Origin of the sequence: Sphingopyxis chilensis (assembly GCF_035930445.1) — a bacterium.
GTDB classification, from domain to species: domain Bacteria; phylum Pseudomonadota; class Alphaproteobacteria; order Sphingomonadales; family Sphingomonadaceae; genus Sphingopyxis; species Sphingopyxis chilensis.
Window position 1 is genome coordinate 198,237 of sequence record NZ_CP142394.1, and the last position, 20,464, is coordinate 218,700.

General features: G+C 66.0%; 22 protein-coding genes. 17 read left to right on the top strand and 5 right to left on the bottom strand.

The window, feature by feature from the left end:
- The first annotated feature begins 4 nt into the window (after positions 1-4).
- The 4 genes from hisH to VSX79_RS00960 all read left to right on the top strand — a co-directional run bounded on the left by hisH (position 5) and on the right by VSX79_RS00960 (position 3,372).
- Positions 5-613 (top strand): imidazole glycerol phosphate synthase subunit HisH, encoded by a 609-nt coding sequence (gene hisH / locus VSX79_RS00945; RefSeq protein ID WP_179498459.1) that lies wholly within the window; start codon positions 5-7, stop codon positions 611-613.
- On the top strand, positions 601-1,347 hold the full coding sequence (hisA, locus tag VSX79_RS00950) for a 1-(5-phosphoribosyl)-5-[(5-phosphoribosylamino)methylideneamino]imidazole-4-carboxamide isomerase (RefSeq protein WP_179498461.1): 747 nt from the start codon (positions 601-603) through the stop codon (positions 1,345-1,347). The genes hisH and hisA overlap by 13 nt, the downstream gene beginning before the upstream one ends.
- Before the next feature lie 118 nt (positions 1,348-1,465).
- The gene (gene hisF, locus VSX79_RS00955) at positions 1,466-2,230 is read left to right on the top strand and encodes an imidazole glycerol phosphate synthase subunit HisF (protein WP_179498463.1); all 765 of its coding nucleotides are present in this window, start codon (positions 1,466-1,468) and stop codon (positions 2,228-2,230) included.
- A 59-nt stretch (positions 2,231-2,289) separates the two neighbouring features.
- Positions 2,290-3,372 (top strand): calcium:proton antiporter, encoded by a 1,083-nt coding sequence (locus VSX79_RS00960; protein WP_326914155.1) that lies wholly within the window; start codon positions 2,290-2,292, stop codon positions 3,370-3,372.
- Positions 3,373-3,383: 11 nt separating this feature from the next.
- Here VSX79_RS00960 and VSX79_RS00965 read toward each other — a convergent pair whose 3' ends face one another.
- Positions 3,384-4,520, bottom strand: a complete 1,137-nt coding sequence (locus VSX79_RS00965; RefSeq protein ID WP_326914156.1) for a beta-ketoacyl-ACP synthase III — start codon at positions 4,518-4,520, stop codon at positions 3,384-3,386.
- Positions 4,521-4,709: 189 nt separating this feature from the next.
- On the opposite strand from VSX79_RS00965, the gene VSX79_RS00970 reads away from it, so the two are divergent.
- Positions 4,710-5,261: a hypothetical protein gene (locus tag VSX79_RS00970; protein ID WP_179498469.1), complete on the top strand. Its 552-nt coding sequence runs from the start codon at positions 4,710-4,712 to the stop codon at positions 5,259-5,261.
- A 121-nt stretch (positions 5,262-5,382) separates the two neighbouring features.
- Here the strand turns inward: VSX79_RS00970 and VSX79_RS00975 are convergent, their stop codons facing one another.
- Both VSX79_RS00975 and VSX79_RS00980 read right to left on the bottom strand, forming a co-directional pair.
- Complete coding sequence (locus VSX79_RS00975; RefSeq protein ID WP_326914157.1) at positions 5,383-5,790, bottom strand: DUF2141 domain-containing protein; 408 nt, start codon at positions 5,788-5,790, stop codon at positions 5,383-5,385.
- On the bottom strand, positions 5,738-6,493 hold the full coding sequence (locus VSX79_RS00980; RefSeq protein ID WP_179498471.1) for a sterol desaturase family protein: 756 nt from the start codon (positions 6,491-6,493) through the stop codon (positions 5,738-5,740). The genes VSX79_RS00975 and VSX79_RS00980 overlap by 53 nt, the downstream gene beginning before the upstream one ends.
- A 74-nt stretch (positions 6,494-6,567) precedes the next feature.
- Between VSX79_RS00980 and crtY the strand changes: the two genes are divergently transcribed.
- Genes crtY through trmB form a run of 9 tightly spaced genes read left to right on the top strand, consistent with a single transcriptional unit; the run spans position 6,568 to position 15,495 of the window.
- Complete coding sequence (gene crtY / locus VSX79_RS00985; protein WP_179498473.1) at positions 6,568-7,725, top strand: lycopene beta-cyclase CrtY; 1,158 nt, start codon at positions 6,568-6,570, stop codon at positions 7,723-7,725.
- Entirely contained in the window at positions 7,722-9,194 is a 1,473-nt protein-coding gene (locus VSX79_RS00990) for a phytoene desaturase (RefSeq protein WP_326914158.1), read from the top strand. The genes crtY and VSX79_RS00990 overlap by 4 nt, the downstream gene beginning before the upstream one ends.
- Positions 9,194-9,775 carry an LOG family protein gene (locus tag VSX79_RS00995; RefSeq protein WP_179498952.1) on the top strand — a complete coding sequence of 194 codons (582 nt, stop codon included), beginning with the start codon at positions 9,194-9,196 and terminating at the stop codon, positions 9,773-9,775. Before VSX79_RS00990 ends, VSX79_RS00995 begins: the two co-directional genes overlap by 1 nt.
- Positions 9,775-10,734 (top strand): phytoene/squalene synthase family protein, encoded by a 960-nt coding sequence (locus tag VSX79_RS01000; protein ID WP_179498477.1) that lies wholly within the window; start codon positions 9,775-9,777, stop codon positions 10,732-10,734. The genes VSX79_RS00995 and VSX79_RS01000 overlap by 1 nt, the downstream gene beginning before the upstream one ends.
- Positions 10,731-11,300 carry a nicotinamide riboside transporter PnuC gene (gene pnuC, locus VSX79_RS01005; RefSeq protein WP_179498479.1) on the top strand — a complete coding sequence of 190 codons (570 nt, stop codon included), beginning with the start codon at positions 10,731-10,733 and terminating at the stop codon, positions 11,298-11,300. Before VSX79_RS01000 ends, pnuC begins: the two co-directional genes overlap by 4 nt.
- Entirely contained in the window at positions 11,297-11,815 is a 519-nt protein-coding gene (locus tag VSX79_RS01010) for an AAA family ATPase (protein ID WP_179498481.1), read from the top strand. Before pnuC ends, VSX79_RS01010 begins: the two co-directional genes overlap by 4 nt.
- A 51-nt stretch (positions 11,816-11,866) precedes the next feature.
- The gene (gene lnt / locus VSX79_RS01015) at positions 11,867-13,456 is read left to right on the top strand and encodes an apolipoprotein N-acyltransferase (protein ID WP_326914159.1); all 1,590 of its coding nucleotides are present in this window, start codon (positions 11,867-11,869) and stop codon (positions 13,454-13,456) included.
- Positions 13,457-13,508: 52 nt separating this feature from the next.
- A complete protein-coding gene (gene metK, locus VSX79_RS01020) occupies positions 13,509-14,729 on the top strand; it encodes a methionine adenosyltransferase (RefSeq protein WP_179498485.1) in 1,221 nt (406 codons plus the stop codon).
- Between the two features lie 52 nt (positions 14,730-14,781).
- Positions 14,782-15,495, top strand: a complete 714-nt coding sequence (gene trmB / locus VSX79_RS01025; protein WP_326914160.1) for a tRNA (guanine(46)-N(7))-methyltransferase TrmB — start codon at positions 14,782-14,784, stop codon at positions 15,493-15,495.
- A 262-nt stretch (positions 15,496-15,757) separates the two neighbouring features.
- Here trmB and VSX79_RS01030 read toward each other — a convergent pair whose 3' ends face one another.
- On the bottom strand, positions 15,758-16,093 hold the full coding sequence (locus VSX79_RS01030) for a hypothetical protein (RefSeq protein WP_179498489.1): 336 nt from the start codon (positions 16,091-16,093) through the stop codon (positions 15,758-15,760).
- 84 nt (positions 16,094-16,177) lie between these two features.
- Between VSX79_RS01030 and VSX79_RS01035 the strand changes: the two genes are divergently transcribed.
- Together VSX79_RS01035 and VSX79_RS01040 are read left to right on the top strand one after the other, a co-directional pair.
- Complete coding sequence (locus VSX79_RS01035) at positions 16,178-17,104, top strand: LysR family transcriptional regulator (RefSeq protein ID WP_179498491.1); 927 nt, start codon at positions 16,178-16,180, stop codon at positions 17,102-17,104.
- Positions 17,105-17,225: 121 nt separating this feature from the next.
- Positions 17,226-17,996 carry a sulfite exporter TauE/SafE family protein gene (locus VSX79_RS01040; protein ID WP_179498493.1) on the top strand — a complete coding sequence of 257 codons (771 nt, stop codon included), beginning with the start codon at positions 17,226-17,228 and terminating at the stop codon, positions 17,994-17,996.
- Between the two features lie 62 nt (positions 17,997-18,058).
- Here the strand turns inward: VSX79_RS01040 and VSX79_RS01045 are convergent, their stop codons facing one another.
- Complete coding sequence (locus VSX79_RS01045; RefSeq protein ID WP_179498495.1) at positions 18,059-19,591, bottom strand: class I adenylate-forming enzyme family protein; 1,533 nt, start codon at positions 19,589-19,591, stop codon at positions 18,059-18,061.
- Between the two features lie 103 nt (positions 19,592-19,694).
- Between VSX79_RS01045 and VSX79_RS01050 the strand changes: the two genes are divergently transcribed.
- A complete protein-coding gene (locus VSX79_RS01050) occupies positions 19,695-20,408 on the top strand; it encodes a response regulator transcription factor (protein ID WP_257018283.1) in 714 nt (237 codons plus the stop codon).
- Positions 20,409-20,464: the final 56 nt, after the last annotated feature.

The window sequence follows — 20,464 nt, forward strand, 5'->3', positions numbered from 1 at the left end:
GCCGATGACCGCCATTGCCCTGATCGACTATGGCGCGGGCAATCTTCGCTCGGTGCGTAATGCGCTCGTCGCGGCGGGCGCCGAGGATGTCGCCGTTACCGCCGATCCCGCTGTCGTGGCCAGCGCCGACCGCATCGTGCTGCCTGGCGTCGGAGCGTTCGCCGCGTGCATGAACGGGCTGTCGGCGATCGACGGGCTGATTGGCGCGATGGAGCAGCGCGTGCGCGGCGAGGGCGCCCCCTTCCTCGGCATTTGCGTCGGCATGCAATTGCTTGCCGACGCGGGCGAGGAGCATGGACGGCACGCGGGACTTGGCTGGATCGCCGGGACGGTGCGCGCGTTCGAACCGGCGCCGGGGCTGCGCATCCCGCACATGGGCTGGAACGACGTCGTGCCCGCTTATCCGCATCCCGTGATAGCGGCGGGCGAGGCCTATTATCTCCATGGCTATCACTTCGTCCATGCGGTCGATGTCGCGGCGACGAGCAGCCATGGCGAGACCTTTGTCGCCGCGGTCGCGAAAGACAATATCGTCGGCGTCCAATATCACCCCGAAAAAAGCCAGGCCTATGGTCTCGCGACACTAGAGAGATTCCTCGCATGGCGCCCGTAGTATCCGGCCTGACCATCTTTCCCGCGATCGACCTGAAGGGCGGGCAGGTGGTGCGGCTCGCCGAGGGCGATATGTCGCGCGCGACCGTCTATGGCGACGACCCGGCGGCGCAGGCGCGTCTCTTCGCCGACGCGGGCGCGACGCACCTCCATGTCGTCGACCTCGACGGCGCCTTCGCGGGCGCGAGCGTCAATGGCGCGGCGGTGGAGAGCATCATAGCGGCTTTCCCGGGCAAGGTGCAGGTGGGTGGCGGCATTCGTGACCGCGCCGGCGTCGACCGCTGGCTAGCGCTCGGCGTCAGCCGTGTGATCATCGGCACCGCAGCGCTGAAGGACCCCGAATTCGTCAGATCGGCCGCGCGCGAACTGCCCGGCCGGATCGTCGTCGGGGTCGATGCGCGCGACGGGATGGTCGCGACCGAGGGTTGGGCCGATGTCTCCGACGTCTGCGTCGAAGACCTCGCGCGCCGCTTCGAGGACGCGGGGGTCGCGGCCTTGCTCTTCACCGACGTCGGCCGCGACGGACTGCTCAAAGGCTGCAATGTCGAGGCGACGGTCGCGCTGGCTGAGGCGGTTGCCATCCCGGTGATCGCTTCGGGCGGCGTTGCCGATATCGGCGATATCCATGCGCTGCGCCCGCATGTCGCAAACGGCATCGAAGGCGTGATCACCGGCCGTGCGCTCTACGACGGCCGGCTCGATCTCGCCGAGGCGATTGCGGCGGGGCAAGCGTGAGCGGTAAAATCCTTTTTGTTCCCCGGCGATGGCCGGGCCCCAGAGCGCCACTAAGCGGGCGTTGCGTGATAACGCCCTGGACCCCGGCCTTCGCCGGGGAACAAGAAAAGGCGCGTCAATGACCGTCCGCGTCCGCGTCATTCCCTGCCTCGACGTCGCTGACGGCCGCGTCGTGAAGGGCGTGAACTTCGTCGATCTGCGCGACGCCGGCGATCCGGTCGAAGCGGCGCGCGCCTATGACGCCGCGGGTGCCGACGAGCTTTGCTTTCTCGACATCAGTGCCAGTCACCAAGGCCGCGGCACCTTGCTCGACATGGTCGGCCGCACCGCCGAAGTCTGCTTCATGCCGCTTACCGTCGGCGGCGGGGTGCGCAGCGCCGACGATGCGCGCGCGCTGCTGCTTGCGGGCGCTGACAAGGTCGCGGTGAACAGCGCCGCCGTCGCGCGCCCTGAACTCGTCGCCGAAATCGCGGGCCGCTTCGGCAGCCAGTGCGCGGTCGGCAGCATCGATGCGCGGCGGGTCGAAGAGGGCCGCTGGGAAATCTTCACCCACGGCGGACGCAAGCCGACGGGGATCGACGCGATCGAACATGCCGTGCGGCTCGCCACCCTCGGCGCGGGCGAACTGCTTGTCACCAGCATGGACCGCGACGGCACCAAGGACGGCTACGACCTCGCGCTCACCCGCGCGATCGCCGATGCGGTGAGCGTGCCGGTGATTGCCAGCGGCGGCGTCGGCAATCTCGACCATCTCGTCGCCGGCGTGATCGAAGGGGGTGCCAGCGCGGTGCTCGCCGCGAGCATCTTCCATTTCGGCGAAGCGACGATCGCCGAAGCGCACGCGCGGCTCGCCGCCGCCGGATTGCCCGTCCGCGCGCATTAATTCGCCCGATATTCCGGCTTGGGGTGGCCATGCGGAAAGGCGGCTGCAATAGAAGCCCGATGACCGCAAAACTTCGCATCGCCGACCGCACCAACGACCTTTTCCCGATCCTCGGCTTCCTCGCCGCGATGGCCAGCCTTGCGATGCCGCTCAATGCCTGGCTCGTCGCGTTCATCCTCGCGGGTGCGGTCGTCGCCGCGGTCCATCATGCCGAAGTCATCGCGCACCGCGTCGGCGAGCCCTTCGGCACGCTGATCCTCGCGCTCGCGGTGACGGTGATCGAGGTCGGGCTGATCCTGACGCTGATGCAGGCCGAACCCGAAAAGGCGCTGACGCTGGCGCGCGATACGGTGTTCGCGGCGGTGATGGTGATCCTCAACCTGCTGATGGGGCTTTGCCTCTTGAGCGGCGCGATCCGCCATCACGAACAGCGGTTCCAGCGTACCGGCATCGGCGCCGCGCTCGCGACGCTCACCGTCCTCACGGTCGTCACGCTGGTACTCCCCAATTTCACCTCGAGCGTGCCGGGCCCCTTTTATTCGGCGACGCAGCTCGGTTTCGTCGCGGTGGTATCGCTGATCCTCTATGCAACCTTCGCGCTCGTGCAGACGGTGCGCCACCGCGACTATTTCCTGCCCGACGGCGAGGCGCAGGACGAACCCGACGCGCACGCGGCACCGCCGAGCGTCGAGCGCACGGCGATTTCGGGCGCGCTGCTCCTCGCCAGCCTTTTCGCGGTCGTCCTGCTCGCCAAGAATCTCTCGCCGGTGATGGGCGCGTTGCTCGCCGACTGGGGCGCACCGCCGGCGGTGCTGGGCGTGCTGATCGCCGCGCTGATCCTCGCGCCCGAAGGCCTGGCCGCGGTGCGCGCGGCGAAGGCCGACCGCCTCCAGACCAGCCTCAACCTCGCGCTCGGCTCGGCACTGGCAACGATCGGGCTGACAATTCCGGCTGTCGCGATCCTGTCGATCATGACCGACATGCCGATCAGCCTTGGCCTCGACGCCAAATCGACCGTGTTGCTCTTCCTGTCGCTGATCGTGTCGGTCCAGACGCTCGCGAACGGCCGAACCACCGTATTGCAGGGGGTAATCCACCTGATGCTGTTCGCGATCTACCTGTTCACGACGTTCGTGCCGTAACGGCTGTAACTTCAAGTCTTCCGCACGAACACCGTACCCGCGCTATAGCCGGCGCCGAACGAGCAGATCAGCCCGATGTCGCCGGCGACCATATCCTCATGGTTCCGATGAAAGGCGATGATCGACCCCGCGCTCGACGTGTTGCCATAGGTGTCGAGCACCGTCGGGCTTTCATCCTCGCTCGCCTCATGGCCGAGCACGCGCTGCGCAATCAGCCGGTTCATGTTGGTGTTCGCCTGGTGCAGCCACAGCCGGCGCATATCGCCGCCTTCGAGACCGAGCACCTCCATCTGTTCGACGATCATGTTGGCGACCATCGGCACGACTTCCTTGAACACCTTGCGCCCTTCCTGGACGAAGAGTTTGTCGCTCTTCGGCCCCGACTGGTCGATCCCGCCGTGGCCGCGGTTGAGGAAGCCGAAATTGTTGCGGATATTGTTCGAGAATTGCGTCTTCAGCTTGGTGTCGAGGATGTCCCAATGCCCCGCGGGCGCGATATCCTTGTCCTCGATCAGGATTGCGGTCGCGACATCGCCGAAGATGAAATGGCTGTCGCGGTCGCGCCAGTTCAGATGCCCCGAACAGATTTCCGGATTCACGACGAGCACGCTTTTCGCATGGCCGGCGCGAATATAGTCGGCGGCGGTCTGGATGCCGAAGGTCGCTGACGAGCAGGCGACATTCATGTCGAAGCCGAACCCGTCGATGCCGAGCGCGTCCTGGATTTCGACCGCCATCGCGGGATAGGGGCGCTGCATGTTCGACGCGGCGCAGAGGACGGCATCCACGTCCGGAGCATCCCGGCCCGCGCGCGCCAGCGCATCCTTTGCCGCCGCGACGCCGATTTCGGCGAGGATAGACAGCTCGTCGTTACCGCGTTCGGCGATGCGCGGCGCCATGTGCCGGGGGTCGAGGATGCCTGCCTTGTCGACGACGAAACGCGATCCGATCCCGCTCGCCTTCTCGATGAATTCGACGCTCGATTCAGTCAGTTCGGGCACTTCGCCCGCGGCAATGGCCGCCGCATTTTCTCTATTGTGCAGCGCAACATACTCGTTAAAACTGGCGACAAGTTCTTTGTTGGAGATGCGTTCGGCGGGAGTGAAAAGGCCGGTTGCGGAAATGACCGGCTGCGGGATGTGCGACATGGTGGCTCTCGTGTCTTATCGTTTCAGGACACGATGATTAAGCTCCGCTGCGACATCGCGCAACGCCCCGAAGAAGCTGAACGGTCGCCGACGCCATGGTTAACCTGCCACTAACCAATTCGGTGGCAGACTGTTTAATGCAGGCCTCCGGGGGGGATGGCTCCCCGGGCGCCGAGCGGGAGCATGACCATGGCGACGCGTTCAGGACCGGCCGCAGGCGACCTGTCCCTTTCCGAGATCAAGGAATTCGCAGGCTTTCCCGCGGCGACCCAGCGTTACATCCGGCGTTCGCTCGACATCGGGCTCGAACGCGACGACGCGATCTTGCGCTGGTCGCGCGACATGGTCGAGGAAACCGCGATCCGCGTCCAGGCGCGCGTCTACCAGCGGCTCGGCGAGATCCGCACGAACATCCCCGACGACAGCGGGCTAGACGCGCTCGAACATTTCATGGCGCCGCTGATCGCGGTGTCGGCGTTCGACCTCGGGCAAGACCGCTTGCCGGCCTTCGCCGCCTACCGCTTCCTTTACGAACGCCTTCTCGGTGCACATGTGCGGCCGTGGCTGCCCGGCGCCTTCTGCGCCGCGGCGTCTTTGCCGCACCTCCACCCCGACAAGCGCAAGATATTGCTCCAGTCGATCAGCGAAGCCGCCGCGACCGCGCCGGGCTGGTCGGCGCGCGAGCCGAGCTTCTACCCCGAATGGATCGACAAGATCGACGAGACCAAACCGGCGAACTGACAATCCGGTTTTTTGAGGTGGGTTCGGCCGGATGACGGATAGGAGGAAGCCCGTACCCCTTCCCGAAACTCTCGCCCGCCCGTCGCTGGAGTGGCGACGATTCCGTCCGCGTGCATGGCGCCTACAGCATGTATTTCATCTTGATCGATTGGCGCATGTCGCCCGAGACCGCGAAGCTGGCGGATTTGAAGCTTGGCGGCCCGACGGTGATCGTGGGATTGCGCGAAAAGCCGAAGCCTTCCTTGGGCAGGAAGATCGCCTTGTCGAGCTTGTTGTTCCCATTCTCGTCATGGACGACCGCGATCGCATAGGTTCCCGCGGCGGGCGCGTGGACGGCGAAATTCCCCGCGTCGGCGGCCTTGACCGCCATGCGCACCGATCCTGCGTCCTTGCTGCAATCGGGAAAGGCCTTGCGGTTCGTGGTCAGGCAGACAAGCACCTGCCCTTTCGTGCTGCGCAGCCCGGTGACGCTGACCTCAACCGTCGGCGGCGGGGCGGCGGCGGTCAGCAGCATCGGGAAAAGTGCCAAGCCCGATATCCGTGCCGCACGCCTTGTCCCAAAAGCGGAAATAGAGACCATAATTCCCCCGGTAGGCGGCATGATGCGCCTGATGATGCGTTGCGGTTATCAGCCATCGTCCCGCCGGTCCATGGACAAGCGCGCGCGGGAACATCTCCCACCCCATATGATTGCCGACGCCCATCACGGTCATGATCGCCAGCACGAGGCTGAGCATCCCGACGTGGATCGGAATGACGAATACCAGCGCGGGCACGACGACGGCGCCGGTGATCGCTTCCAGCGGATGAAAACTCATCGCCGCCCAGGCCGTCGGCGGGCGGCTCGCGTGGTGGACGGCATGCGCGATCCGGAACAGGCGCGGGCGGTGCATCCAGCGGTGGGTCCAGTAGAACCATGTGTCGTGGAGCAGGAGATAGGCGAGGAGGCTGACGGGCAGATACCACAGCGGATAGGCATGAAGCTCGGTATAGATGCGCGTCCAGCCATGCTCCCGCCATCCCCAGGCGACGATGCCCGCCGGAACCCCGTATATCGCAGCGCTTGCGAGGCTCCAGCCGATCTCGCGCTTCATCTGGGGCTCGAGCCCGTTATAGAGGCCGGGGCGCGTCAAGCGGGTCGCCAAGGCGAAGGCGCCGCTCGTGATCAGATAGCGCACCCCGACGATCGCGGTCATCGCAAGCGCGGAAAAAAGGATCGTCCAGCCGGTCATGGCGCGAGGCTAGCCGTTCGGCACCATGTTGCAATCGCTTTGCGCCGGCGCGCCGGGGTGGCTAAGGCGGACTCATGGTGGGGCAGAGCATCGATAAATGCGATATCGCGATCGTCGGCGGCGGGCTCGCGGGCGGACTCGCGGCGCTCGCCCTAGCGGCGAAGCGGCCCGACCTCGACATAAGGCTGGTCGAGCCGGGACCGGTCGGCGGCAATCATGTCTGGTCCTTCTTCGACAGCGACATCGCGAAAAGGGACCGCTGGCTCGTTGCGCCGCTCGTCCGCCATCACTGGCCGCGCTACGACGTCCGCTTCCCCTCGCACGATCGCAGTCTGCGCATGGGCTACAAGAGCATTACCGGCGATGCGCTCGCGGAGGCAGTCGCGGCGGCGCTGCCCGCGGGGCACATCATACCCGACAAGGCGAAGCATGTCGCGCCCGACCATTTGCTGCTGGCGCGGGGCGGACGGCTGTCGGCCAAGCATGTTATCGACGCGCGCGGCGCCGGGAAATTTCCGACGCTCGATTGCGGCTGGCAGAAATTCGTCGGGCAGGCGCTGACCGTGCGGGGCGGACACGGCGTCGAGCATCCGGTCGTGATGGACGCCGCTGTCGAACAGGCGGACGGCTATCGCTTCGTCTATCTGCTCCCGTTCGACGCCGAGACGATATTCGTCGAGGACACTTATTACAGCGATAATCCCGACATCGACATATCCGTCATCCGCGAACGGATCGCCGCCTATGCCAGGGCGCAGGGCTGGGAGGTCGTGGCGACGACGCGCGAGGAGACGGGCGTGCTCGCGGTGGTGGTCGCGGGCGAGTTCGAGCGGTTATGGCCCGCATCCGACCGCACCGCGCGGATCGGCGCGCGCGCCGGCATGTTTCATGCGATGACGGGCTATTCGCTGCCCGACGCGGTGCGCACCGCCACTGCGCTGCCCGCGCTGGTCAGCCACCCCGACCTTCCCGAGCGACTTCGCGAACGCGCCGCGTCGGCATGGCGGCACCAGCGCTTCTATCGCATGCTCGGCGCGATGCTGTTCCGCGCCGCCGAGCCGGACGAACGCTACCGCATCTTCCAGCGCTTCTATCGCCTGTCGCCCGGCCTGATCGCGCGTTTCTATGCGGGGCGCTCGTCGGCGGCGGACAAGCTGCGCATCCTGTCGGGCAAACCGCCGGTGCCGGTCGGGCGCGCGCTCGCGGCACTTCGGCGCTTGGACTGGAAATGAGTCGCCGCGCAATCGTGATCGGCGCCGGCTTCGGCGGCCTTGCGCTGGCGATCCGCCTGCAATCGGCGGGGGTCGAAACGACGATCGTCGAGGCGCGCGACCAACCCGGCGGGCGCGCCTATCACTGGAAGCGCAAGGGCTTCACCTTCGATGCGGGGCCGACGGTGATCACCGACCCGCCGTGCCTCGAAGAGCTATGGGCGCTCAGCGGACAGGATATGGCGGCCGATGTCGACCTGATGCCGGTGATGCCCTTCTACCGGCTCGATTGGCCGGACGGGACGAGCTTCGACTATTCGAACGACGAGGCCGCGCTCCGCGCCGAAATCATGGCGCTGAACCCTGCCGACGTTGCCGGATACGACCGCTTTCTCACCTATTCGAAGGGGGTCTATGAGCAGGGTTATGTGAAGCTGGGCGCGGTCGCCTTCCTCGATTTCGCGACGATGATCAAAGCCGCGCCCGCGCTGATGAAATATCAGGCGTGGCGCAGCGTCTATGGGGTCGTCTCTTCTTATGTCGAGGACGAGCGGCTGCGGCAGGCGCTGTCGTTCCATACGCTGCTCGTCGGCGGCAATCCGATGACGACGAGCGCGATCTATGCGCTGATCCACACGATCGAAAAGGAGGGCGGCGTCTGGTTCGCGCGCGGCGGCACCAACGCGCTAGTGAGCGCTATGGTGCGATTGTTCGAGCGGCTCGGGGGAACACTGCGCCTCGGCGATCCGGCGGCGCGCATCGAAACGGCGGGCGACCGCGCGACGGGCGTGACGACGCAAAGCGGCTGGCGCGCCCGCGCCGACATGGTCGCGTGCAACGGCGACGTGATGCACAGCTACAAGGATTTGCTCGACCACCCGCGCGGCGCCAGGGCCGCGCGCAGCCTGTCGCGCAAACGCTGGTCGCCCTCGCTGTTCGTCGTTCATTTCGGGGTGAAGGGCGAATATCCCGACATAGCGCACCACAGCATCCTTTTCGGCCCGCGCTACAAAGGGCTGCTCGACGACATTTACGGGGGTTTCGTCCCCGATGATTTCTCGCTCTACCTTCACCATCCGAGTGTCACCGACCCCGCGATGGCGCCGCCGGGACATTCGACTTTCTATGCGCTCGCCCCCGTCGCGCATCTCGGCAAGGCAAAGGCCGATTGGGATGGCGAATTCGGCGAGCGATTCGCCGACGCCATATTGGCGGAGGTCGAACGCCGCGTGCTGCCCGGCCTTCGCGCCAACCTCGTCACCCGATTCCACTACACCCCAGCCGATTTTGGCCGCGACCTTTCGGCGCACCTCGGCAGCGCATTCAGCCTCGAACCGGTGCTGTGGCAAAGTGCCTGGTTTCGGGCCCATAATCGCGACGACGTCATTTCGAATCTTTACTTCGTCGGCGCGGGGACGCATCCGGGCGCGGGAATTCCCGGCGTCGTCGGCAGTGCCAAGGCGACCGCCGAGTTGATGTTGGAAATATGATGAAACGCCTTGCCGTCTATTGCGGGTCCGCGACCCCGGAAGATCCGATCTACATCGAAACCGCGCGCCACGTCGGCCGGACGCTTGCCGAGCGCGGTATCGGCGTCGTTTACGGCGGAGGCCGGCTCGGTTTGATGGGCGCGGTCGCCGACAGCGCACTCGAAGCGGGCGGCGAAGTCATTGGCATCATCCCCGACGCCCTTGTCGGTGCAGAGGTCGCGCACCGCGGCTGCACCGAACTGCACGTCGTTGGCGGTATGCACGAGCGCAAGAAGATGTTCACCGACCTCTCGGACGGCTTCCTCACCATCCCGGGCGGCGTCGGCACGATGGACGAATTGTGGGAAGCGATCAGCTGGGCGCAACTCGGCTATCACAGCAAACCCGTCGGGCTGCTCAACGCCGCCGGCTTCTACAACGACCTCATCGCCTTCAACCGCCATATGGTCGAGGTCGGCTTTATCCGCCCCGCGCACGCCGGGATCATGATCGTCGATGCGGCGCTCGACGAATTGCTCGACAAGATGGCATCCTACGTCCCGCACAAGACGATCTTCGCGATGAAGGCCGAAAATCTTTGATGAGCGAGGAGGGGGCCTATGACGCGCACGCCCTCCACGGTTTCGCGCACGACAGCATCGCGCGCGGATCGAAAAGCTTTGCTCTGGCGAGCCAGTTGTTCGACCGCGAAACGCGCGAGCGCGTGTGGCTGCTTTACGCGTGGTGCCGCGCGACCGACGACCTGACCGACGGCCAGGATCACGGCGGCACGATGGCGCCGGGCCATGATCCGGCCGCCGCCGTCGCGCACATCCGAGTGCAGACCGACAAGGTCTTCGCCGGCGAGGCGACCGGCGAACCGGCCTTCGACGCGCTTGGCCTCCTACTCACCGAGATCGATATTCCGCGCGCGGTGATCGACGACATCATCGCGGGTTTCGAACTCGACGCGCGCGACTGGCGTCCACGCAGCGAAGACGACCTGCTGCGCTATAGCTATCATGTCGCGGGTGCGGTCGGCGTCGCGATGGCGCTGGTGATGGGGGTCGACCCGCGCGATCAAGCGACGCTCGACCGAGCATCGGACCTCGGCATCGCCTTCCAGCTCGCCAACATCGCGCGCGATGTCGCCGAGGACGCGGCCGCCGATCGTTGCTACCTGCCCGTCGAATGGATGGTAGAACTCGACATCCCCCCGGGGCAGCACATGCACCCCGCCTTTCGCGGCCGCCTGTCGGTCATGGCGAAATGGCTCGCCGAAATGGCCGAGGAATATGAGGCGTCGGGGCGCTGGGGTGCCCGAAAGCTGCCGCCGCGCAGCCGCTGGGCGGTACTCGCCGCTGCGGGCATCTATGGCGACATTGCGCGCGAGGTTCGACGCCGCGGCGACCATGCGTGGGACCACCGCGCCGCGAGCTCGCTGGGGGCCAAGCTGGGCTGGGTCGCGCGCGCCGGGTGGTCGGTGCTACGCCGACCGCCCGGACGGCGGATCAGCCGCGAAGGGCTTTGGACACGTCCCCATAGCCGGGCGGAGGCATGAGCTATCTCGAATGGGTGGCCGCGGCGTTCGTGCTGATCAACGTCGCGCTCGTCGCGCTGCGCAGCGTGTGGAACTATCCCCTCGCGCTCGTCGCGGTCACGCTCTATGCCTTCGTATTCTTCGAAGCGAAGCTGTATAGCGACATGCTGCTCCAGGGCTTTTTCTTCGCGCTCAACCTTTATGGCTGGGCGGCATGGATGCGCGCGCGCGACGACCGCGGCGTGCCCGTGCGCTGGATGACCGATCGCGCGCGCGGGGGCTGGGCGCTGGCGACGATCGCGGCCTGGGGCTGCTGGAGCTTCGCGATGGACCGCTACACCGACGCCGCCGCGCCATGGATCGACGGCGCGATCGCGATGCTCAGCATCACCGCGCAATGGCTGCTCGCGCGGCGCCGTGTCGAAAGCTGGTTTCTGTGGATTCTCGTTGACCTGATCGCGGTGCCGCTCTTCGCCTCGCGCGGGCTTTATGCGACCAGCGCTGTCTATGTCGTGCTGCTCGGCTTGTCGATCGACGGGCTGATCCAGTGGCGCCGCGCGGCCGCAACCGGCAGGATGGCGTTGTGACGCATCACATCTGCCTCCACGGCGCCGAGAGCACCGGCAAGTCGACCCTCGCGCCGCGCCTCGCGCTGCGGCTCGGCGGGCTTGTCGTTCCCGAATATGGCCGCACTTATGCCGAAGCCAATGGCACACGCCTTGACGAAGTCGACCTGCTCGCGATCTTTGATGGACATCGCGCCGCCACCCGGGAGACGCTCGCGCAGGAACCCGAATGGCTTGTGTCCGACACCGACGCGCTGATGACGCAGGCGTGGGCGATCATGCTGCTCGGCCGCCGCCTGCCCGAAATCGACCTGTGGGACGATGTCGCCGACCTTTATCTCGTCCCCGCGATGGACCTGCCCTGGCAAGAGGACGGCACGCGTCTGTTTGGCAGCGAACTCGCGCGCGCGCAGTTCATGGACGTCGCGATCGGCGAACTCGATCGGCGCCGCCTGTCATGGGCATGGGTCGAGGGTGAAGGCGACGCGCGCGTCGAGAACGCGCTGGCGGCGATCGAGGCGGCCGGGCTGCGCTAACCGCCGCTATCGTCATTGTCGCGGCTCCGCCGCCCGGCTAAGGCAACGCGGGTGACCCTGCCTTCCCTCCGCATCGCCGCTTTCGCCGACCGCTGGCCAAAGTTCCTCGCCCTGTTGCTCGGCGCCATCTCGGCGACGGGGTTCGCGCCGCTCCATCTCTGGCCGCTGACGCTGCTGGCGCTCGCGGGCTGGATGGCGCTGGTCGCACGAAGCCCGCGCGGCTGGCGGGCGGCCGGCATCGGCTGGGCGTTCGGCGTCGGCCATTTCGCGATCGGCCTCAACTGGATCGCGACCGCTTTCACCTATCAGGCGGCGATGCCCGCGTGGCTGGGGTGGATCGCGGTCGTGCTGCTGTCGCTCTATCTGGCGGTCTATCCGGCGCTGGCGGCGTGGGGGGCGTGGATGATGAAGCCCAGGGGCGAAACGCATTTTGCCGCGCCGTCCTATCTGCTGGCGTTCGGCGGGCTGTGGACCCTTGCCGAGTGGCTTCGCAGCTGGATTTTTACGGGCTTCGCGTGGAATCCGCTGGGCGTGATCGCCGTGCCGCATGCTGCCATGCCCGCGCGCTGGATCGGAACCTATGGCATGAGCGGGATCGTCTTCCTGCTCGCCGGGGTCCTGATACTGGCGTGGTTCCGCCGCCGCGTTGCTGCTGCCGCGCTATTCGGCAGCGTGCTGGCCTTCTGGGGCGCCGCCTGCCTTTCGCAGATGGCCGGCAACGCCGACGCCGCCGTCCGATCCAAGGGTATTGCCCGGACACCCATCACCGTCGTCCAGCCCAATGTCGGCCAGGAAGACAAATGGGAAGGCAGCAAGGCCGCCGCCAATTTCGCAAAGCTCGCGCGGCTGACGACGCCGAAGGACGACACGCCGCGCCTGATCCTGTGGCCCGAGGCTGCCGTCCCCGACTATCTCGAGCGCGGCTATCCCGCCGCCTATTATGATCGTTCGCCCGCCGAAGCCCGTCGGCGAATCGTCGCTCTGATGAACGCGGGCGATGTCATGCTGCTCGGCGCGCTCAAGCTCGAACTCGACAAGGCGGGCGATGTTGTCGGCGCGCGCAATGCGGTGATGACCGTCCACGCCGACGGGACGCTCGGCCCGCGCTACGACAAGGCGCATCTTGTGCCCTATGGCGAATATCTGCCGATGCGGCCGATCCTTTCGGCGATCGGCCTGTCGCGGCTCGCGCCCGGCGATATCGATTTCTGGCCGGGGCCGGGGCCGCATACGCTCGACCTCGGCGCCTTCGGCCGCGCCGGACTGCAAATCTGCTACGAAATCATCTTCTCGGGGCAGGTCGTCGATCGCGACCACCGCCCCGATTTCATCTTTAACCCGTCGAACGACGCCTGGTTCGGCAGCTGGGGGCCGCCGCAGCATTTGGCGCAGGCGCGTCTCCGGGCGATCGAGGAGGGCTTGCCGGTGATCCGCGCGACGCCGACCGGAATCAGCGCGGTGATCGACGCCGACGGCCGCATTGTCGACGCACTGCCGATGCACAGGGCGGGGCGCATCGACACGACGGTGCCGTCCGCACAACCGCCGACTCTGTTCGCACGCTTCGGTAACATTCTCTCGGTCGGTTTCGCGTTGCTGTTGCTCGCGCTGGCCATTGCGTTCCGGCGCTCGGGGCGTTAACAGCGCCCGGACATAAAGCATCCTTTATATTCGACTTCGAGAAGGCTTTCCCATGCGCAACAGCTTCCTTTTCACCTCCGAGAGCGTGTCGGAGGGGCATCCCGACAAGGTCGCCGACCAGATTTCGGATTCGATCGTCGACCTGTTCCTGTCGAAGGATCCCGAGGCGCGCGTGGCATGCGAGACGCTGACGACGACGCAGCTTGTCGTACTGGCGGGCGAGATCCGCTGCAAGGGTGTGTTCGAGAATGACGCCTGGGCGCCGGGCGCGCTCGACGAGATCGAGGCGACCGTGCGCAACACCGTGCGCGAGATCGGTTACGAGCAGTCGGGCTTTCACTGGCAGAGCTTCCGCTTCGAAAATAATCTCCACGGCCAGTCGGCGCATATTGCGCAGGGCGTCGACGAAGGCGCCGACAAGGACGAGGGCGCGGGCGACCAGGGGATCATGTTCGGCTATGCGTCGGACGAGACCCCCGATCTGATGCCCGCGACGCTCGATTACAGCCACAAGATCCTCGAGCGCATGGCCGCCGACCGCAAGGCGGGCACCGCGCCCTTCCTCGAACCCGACGCCAAGAGCCAGGTCACGCTGCGTTACGCCAATGAGCGCCCCGTCGAGGCGACCGCGATCGTCGTGTCGACGCAGCACGCGCCGGGCTATTATTTCCACAACGGCGAAGGCGACGAAGCGAAATATACCGAGCTTCGCAAGTACGTCCTCGGCGTGATCGCCGACGTGCTGCCCGCCGAGCTGCTCACCGCGAACACCGTTTATCACATCAACCCCACGGGGCGCTTCGAGATTGGCGGACCCGACGGCGATGCGGGGCTGACCGGCCGCAAGATCATCGTCGACACCTATGGCGGCGCGAGCCCGCACGGCGGCGGCGCGTTCAGCGGCAAGGACCCGACCAAGGTCGATCGCTCGGCCGCCTATATCACCCGCTATCTGGCGAAGAATATCGTCGCTGCGGGTCTCGCGCGCCGCTGCACGATCCAGCTCAGCTACGCGATCGGCGTCGCCGAGCCGCTGTCGATCTATGTCGACCTGCACGGCACCGGCACTGTCGAGGAAAGCCGCATCGAGGCGGCGATCCCCGGACTCGTGCGCCTGACGCCCAAGGGCATCCGCACCCATCTCGGGCTCAACAAGCCGATCTATCGCCAAACCGCGGCCTATGGCCACTTTGGCCGCACCGCCGAGGGCGACGCTTTCCCGTGGGAGCGCACCGACCTCGTTGACAAGCTCAAGGCCGCGCTCGCGGCCTGATATCGGCCGGGGGCGCTTGCCGCTCCCGGCTCGCCGCGCTAACGGGCGCGCCATGACTGCGCACAAACCCGGCGATCCGACGACTCTCAACCGCCTTTACGGCCGCTCGAAGGGCAAGCCCTTGCGCGCGGGCCAGCAGGACCTGGTCGACACGCTGCTGCCGCAGATTGCGGTTCCTGCCGAGGGCGACGTGACCGCGGCGCGTCTGTTCGGCGAAGACTGTCCACTCCATTTCGAGATCGGCTTCGGCGGCGGCGAGCATATGGCGGGGCGCGCCGACATGCTGCCCGATCACGGCTTCATCGGCGCCGAGCCCTTCATCAACGGCGTGGCGCAGGCGCTGGTCCATGTCGCGGGCGATCACGGCGCGAGCCTGCCGCTCGGCAACGTCCGCATCCATCACGGCGACGCGCTCGAAGTGCTGCAGCGGATTCCCGACGGCGCGCTTTCCTTCGCCTATCTGCTTCATCCCGACCCCTGGCCCAAGGCGCGCCATGCGAAGCGGCGGATGATGAACGACGGCCCGCTCGACCTGATCGCGGCGAAGCTGAAGCCCGGCGGCGAGTTCCGCTTCGGCACCGACCACCCCGTCTATCTTCAGCATGCATTGATGGTGATGCGCCGCCACCGCCACCAGTTCGAATGGCTGGCGAAGGACGCCCGCGATTTTCAGGTACGGCCCGGCGGTTGGCCCGAAACGCGTTACGAAGCCAAGGCGCGCGCGCAAGGGCACGAGGTCTGGTATTTTCGCTACCGGCGGATCTAGTCGCCGCGAACGGGCTTCTCCGTTCTGGCCCGCCGCAATTGGTTTTCGCGCATTGCGAGTTCTTCGTAACGGCAGAGCGGCATCGCGGCACCAGACGTCGGTGGCGTTTCGCGGCGATGTTTTTTTCGGTTCATGTCGGCGCACATCCTAACGCACGGCGCGCGCATAAACAAATGAGGCGGCCTCGTGTCGAGTGCCGCCCCAGTGTTGTGGATCCGTCGGGGAGAGGGAGAGGACGGTCCGGAGATTGGTGTAGTCTGTCTTAGCGGGCAGCCATCTGGCTGTCGGTTTCGACTTCGGCGACGCCGGCGATCTTGAGCGCGGCGCGGAACTGCTTGGCGGCGGCGCGTTCGTTGCCCGCTTCGCACAGCTTCTTGCCGGTCGAAACGAAGCGCTTGGCGCTCGACTGCTTGGTGCCTTCGACGCCGTTCGCGGCGACATGCGCCTGCTCGGCGAGACCGGCGCAGCGATAGTCGCCGCCCGACTGGGCATAAGCGGGGGTCGTCGACGCCATCAGGCCGGTGAAGGCGAGCGCCGAAGCGGCGACGACGGCAAAGGCGGTGGGAAAGCGGCGGAAAGAGGAGAGCTGATAGGACATGGGAGAGGTTTCCTTTCGTTTCGTTGTGCAACCTTTTTAGGCGCGGTTGCGCAGATAGATAATCCTCTATAATCTGCAAGTGCTTTGAAGCAGGATTTAACAATCCCCCATGGGGCGCTCGACGGGATCGAAGCCTTCCTGCGTGTCGCGGAAAGGCGCAGCTTTTCCGCCGCGGCCGCCGATCTCGGTGTTTCCCCCTCCGCCATCAGCCAGACGGTCAAGGCCCTCGAGGCACGCGTCGGCGCGCCGCTGTTCATGCGCACGACACGCAGCGTCGGCCTGACGCAAGCGGGCGAAATGTTCCTCGAGCGCGCGGCGCCTGCCTATACGGGGCTCGCCGACGCCTATGAGGCGGCGCGCAACCTCGGCAACCGGCCCGCGGGGCGGCTGCGGATCAATTTGATGCGCGGCGCGGTCCAGCCGTTATTCGAGCCGATCATCGCGGGCTTTTGTGAAACCTATCCCGACATCGAACTCGAGATCTACGCCGACGATGCCTTGGCTGACCTCAGCGCCGGCGGCTTCGATGCCGGTGTGCGAATGGGCGAATCGCTCGACGCCGACGTGATCGCCGTCCGCCTGACCGGCCCCTTCCGTTTCGTCGTCGCGGCGGCGCCCGCCTATCTGGGCAAGCACGGGCGCCCGGAAACGCCCGAAGATCTGCGCGACCATCGTTGCATCCGCTTTCGCCTCGCCACCGGGGCGTTGATGCCGTGGACGTTCGAAAAGGGAAACCGCGAATATGACGTCGGCGTCACCGGGCCGGTGATCGTCAACGACTGGATCGCCGCGCTGGTCGCGATCCGCACCGGCGTGGCAATGGGCATGATGGCCGAACCGATGGCGAAGGCGATGGTCGAGGCCGGCGACCTCGAACTGGTGCTCACCGATTATGCCGCCGCGACCTCCGGGCTTTTCCTCTATTATCCGGGGCGTAAGCAGGTGATGCCCAAGCTGCGCGCCTTCATCGACTATGTGCGCGAATATCTGCCCGACGAGATCTCGGGCTGATCGCTGACCGGCTTCGGCGCGGCGCGAAAACAAATCCCTTTACCGTCAGCAGAAAATTTGCGCTGGCGCATCGCCCAAAATCACGGCAGCAAGTTGTCAACTAAAAGAGTTGGGAAGAATCATGATAGACCTCGCGGCCATCGACTTTACCGCGCTTCTGCCATTCATCCTGATCGGCTTCGCGGCGCAGCTCGTCGACGGCGCGCTGGGGATGGCGTTCGGCGTGATCTGCAACACGTTGCTCGTCGCGGTGCTCGGCGTCCCTCCCGCGACCGCGTCGGCGCGCATCCATGTCGTCGAGATTTTCACCACCGGCGTTTCGGGGTTGAGCCATGTGTTCCATCGCAACATCGACTGGCCGCTCTTCTTTCGCCTGCTCGTCCCGGGGGTGATCGGCGGCGTGCTCGGCGCCTATGTGCTCTCGTCGCTGCATGCCGAGGTCGTGAAGCCCTTCGTACTCGGCTATCTCGTGCTGATCGGCATCTGGCTGCTGATCCGCGGCGTGCTCTATCCGCCCAAATTTTCCAAGCCCAAGGTCGTCGGCCCGCTCGCGGTCCTTGGCGGCTTCCTCGACGCCGCGGGCGGCGGCGGATGGGGGCCCGTCGTCACTTCGAACCTGCTCGTCCAGGGCGGCGAGCCGCGCAAGGTCGTCGGCACGGTCAACAGCGTCGAATTCTTCCTCGCCGTCGCGGTCTCGCTCGCCTTCGTCTGGCACCTCGGCATCGACGACATTCTCGGCCCGACGCTCGGGCTGATCATCGGCGGCGTCGTCGCCGCCCCGATCGGCGCGATGATGGCGAAACGCTTCTCGCCCAAAGTCATGCTGATGCTGGTCGGCGCCGTCCTGACCGTGACGAGCGCGTTCGGATTGTACAAGGCACTGGCGGGCTAGGCTAGGGCACGCTCCGGCCCTTCGTTTCCCGGCCACGCCACCGGGGGGCCCTGCCAAGCCATTCACGCGGCATAGGCGTCCCGCAATTTGCGCTTCAGCACCTTGCCGATCGGGCTGCGCGGCAACTCATCGACTCGCCGGATCGCGCTCAAACGCTGCGTCTTGCCGACCTTCGTGTTGCAATCGGCACGCACGCTTTCGGCATCGGCACCCTCCTTCAATACGACGAATGCCACCGGCGTCTCGCCCCATTCCTCGCTCGGCATCCCCACGACCGCGGCTTCGACGACGCGCTCGTCGGCGATCAATATGGCTTCGAGGTCGCTCGGAAAGATGTTGAACCCGCCCGAGATGATCATGTCCTTCGCGCGGTCCATCAGCGTCAGGAACCCATCCTCGTCCATGCGGCCGATGTCGCCGTGGCGATAGAAGAGATTTCCGTCCGAATCGTACCAATGCATCGCCTTGGTCGCGTCGGGGCGGTTATTGTATCCGGTCATCATCGCGGGGCTGCGGCCGACGACTTCGCCGACCGACCCTTGCGGCAATTCCTTGCCCTCCTCGTCGATCACTTTCGCAATATGCCCGGGCGCGGGTGTGCCGACCGTGTGGAGCTTGTCGGGGAACTGATGCGCCTCAAGGATGAAGGCGGCGCCGCCCTCGGTCATGCCGTAAATCTCGACCAGCCCGCCGGGCCAACGTTCCAGCACATCGGCTTTCAGCGTGGCGGGGAAGGGCGCCGAGGTGCAATATTTCATCACGAAGCTCGACAGGTCGAAGCGGCCGAAATCGTCGAGCGCCATGATGCGGCGATATTGCACCGGCACGAGCATGCAATTGGTCGCGCGTTCTCGCTCGGCGAGTTCGAGGAAACCGCGCGCGTCGAATTTCTTCATCAGCACGACCTGCCCGCCCGAGCCCACAGTCGGCATGAAGCTCGCCATCGTCGTGTTCGAATAAAGCGGCGTCGACAGGATCGTCACCGCGTTCGGGCCATAGGCGGGGGCGCCGCGCTGGATATGCTGCCAGCGCATCGCATGGCTGTGGACGATGCCCTTGGGCGTCCCGGTCGTGCCCGAGGAATAGATGATGTTGAAGCCATCTTCGGGCCCGATATCGACCGGTGCGGGCTTCGTCCCCGCCAGCGACAGCCAGGCATCGAGCGGTGTGCCGGCGTCGCTGCCGTCCATCGCCACCAGGTCGCTCGCCGTGATGGCCTGCCCGTCGAGACTGGCCTTCGCGGTGCTGTCGAGGAACAGGTGGCGCGCACCGGTGTCGGCGATCATCGCCGCCATCTGTGCGCCCGTCGCACTGTTGGTGACGAGCCCCGCGACCCCGCCGGCGCGTAAAGTGCCGAGGATGACCGCCATCTGCTCGACGCTGTTGAGCCCCGCGATGGCGGTGCGGTCGCCCTTCGCGAATCCGTCCTCTTGCAGCCGGGCGGCGATTCGGTCGGTCAATTGATCCAGTTCGGACCAGCTCAGCCGCCGCTCGGCATCGGCAGCCGCTACGGCATCGGGACGTTCCGCTGCGTGGGCACGGACCAGGTCGGGCAGGGTGGCGAAGGTGCCGTCAAGCATTTCGATACTCGTCATGCCTATGGACTAGCACAGCCGAAAGGCTGTGCAATGCCGGGTGGGGCGGCGGGACGATGAGGGTCAAGGGCCCTGAATGTTACGTCGACGATGGGGGATAGGGATGGCATCGTCAAACAGTGGCGCGGAAGACGACCGGAAATTGCTCGTCGCCGTCTATCATCCGCGCGTGGAACGGACCGACAGGCTTTGCGCCGCGATCGAGCAGTCGGGGTTGGCGGTACAGATGCTGCCGCCGCATGTGAACGGGCTGCGTCCATGGCTCGATTGCTGTTTCGACCTGCTGCTCGTCAATCCGTTCCTCGAATGGCAGGATCCCTTCGCCTTCGTCAGTCTTGCCGCTTCGGTCGCTGGTCGGCGGCCTCTCATCGTGATGTCCGATCGCGACTCGGTCGACGACCGGATGCTAGCGCTTGCTGCAGGGGCCGACGATGCCATTGGCTTGACCGATAATCTTCCCGAACTGCTGGCACGCATCGCCGGACTACTCCGCCGCAGCCGCATCGCGGCGGGCCATCTCGGCGCGGGCGAACTGCGTATCGACCTGATCGACCGGCGCGTCGAACGTGCGGGGCAGGTGATCCGCTTGCCGCTGCGCGAATTCGACCTGCTTGCAAACCTCGCGCGTGTTCCCGACCGCCCGCTGTCGCGCGATGCGCTGTTGAAGGCGGTGTGGCGGATCGATTTCGATCCGGGGACGAACCGGGTCGAGGTTCACATGTCGCGGTTGCGCGCAAAGGTTGACCGCGGGTTCGATTGGCCGATGCTGCATACAGTCAAGGGTGTGGGTTACACGCTGCGCTCGCGTCGCGGTTGACGATCCTGTCACGAGCCGCAGCTTGCTTGACCAAAAGTTTCAGGTTGCTACTCATC

Bases quoted from the DNA above. Each gene is read 5' to 3' on its own strand.
- pnuC (WP_179498479.1), top strand. From the start codon at position 10,731: ATGAGCTATCTCGAATGGGTGGCCGCGGCGTTCGTGCTGATCAACGTC.
- hisF (WP_179498463.1), top strand. From the start codon at position 1,466: ATGACCGTCCGCGTCCGCGTCATTCCCTGCCTCGACGTCGCTGACGGC.
- VSX79_RS00995 (WP_179498952.1), top strand. From the start codon at position 9,194: ATGAAACGCCTTGCCGTCTATTGCGGGTCCGCGACCCCGGAAGATCCG.
- VSX79_RS00990 (WP_326914158.1), top strand. From the start codon at position 7,722: ATGAGTCGCCGCGCAATCGTGATCGGCGCCGGCTTCGGCGGCCTTGCG.
- VSX79_RS01000 (WP_179498477.1), top strand. From the start codon at position 9,775: ATGAGCGAGGAGGGGGCCTATGACGCGCACGCCCTCCACGGTTTCGCG.
- metK (WP_179498485.1), top strand. From the start codon at position 13,509: ATGCGCAACAGCTTCCTTTTCACCTCCGAGAGCGTGTCGGAGGGGCAT.
- VSX79_RS00960 (WP_326914155.1), top strand. From the start codon at position 2,290: ATGACCGCAAAACTTCGCATCGCCGACCGCACCAACGACCTTTTCCCG.
- trmB (WP_326914160.1), top strand. From the start codon at position 14,782: ATGACTGCGCACAAACCCGGCGATCCGACGACTCTCAACCGCCTTTAC.
- hisA (WP_179498461.1), top strand. From the start codon at position 601: ATGGCGCCCGTAGTATCCGGCCTGACCATCTTTCCCGCGATCGACCTG.
- VSX79_RS00970 (WP_179498469.1), top strand. From the start codon at position 4,710: ATGGCGACGCGTTCAGGACCGGCCGCAGGCGACCTGTCCCTTTCCGAG.
- crtY (WP_179498473.1), top strand. From the start codon at position 6,568: ATGGTGGGGCAGAGCATCGATAAATGCGATATCGCGATCGTCGGCGGC.
- VSX79_RS00980 (WP_179498471.1), bottom strand. From the start codon at position 6,493: ATGACCGGCTGGACGATCCTTTTTTCCGCGCTTGCGATGACCGCGATC.
- VSX79_RS01030 (WP_179498489.1), bottom strand. From the start codon at position 16,093: ATGTCCTATCAGCTCTCCTCTTTCCGCCGCTTTCCCACCGCCTTTGCC.
- VSX79_RS01040 (WP_179498493.1), top strand. From the start codon at position 17,226: ATGATAGACCTCGCGGCCATCGACTTTACCGCGCTTCTGCCATTCATC.
- hisH (WP_179498459.1), top strand. From the start codon at position 5: ATGACCGCCATTGCCCTGATCGACTATGGCGCGGGCAATCTTCGCTCG.
- VSX79_RS00965 (WP_326914156.1), bottom strand. From the start codon at position 4,520: ATGTCGCACATCCCGCAGCCGGTCATTTCCGCAACCGGCCTTTTCACT.
- VSX79_RS01050 (WP_257018283.1), top strand. From the start codon at position 19,695: ATGGCATCGTCAAACAGTGGCGCGGAAGACGACCGGAAATTGCTCGTC.
- VSX79_RS01045 (WP_179498495.1), bottom strand. From the start codon at position 19,591: ATGACGAGTATCGAAATGCTTGACGGCACCTTCGCCACCCTGCCCGAC.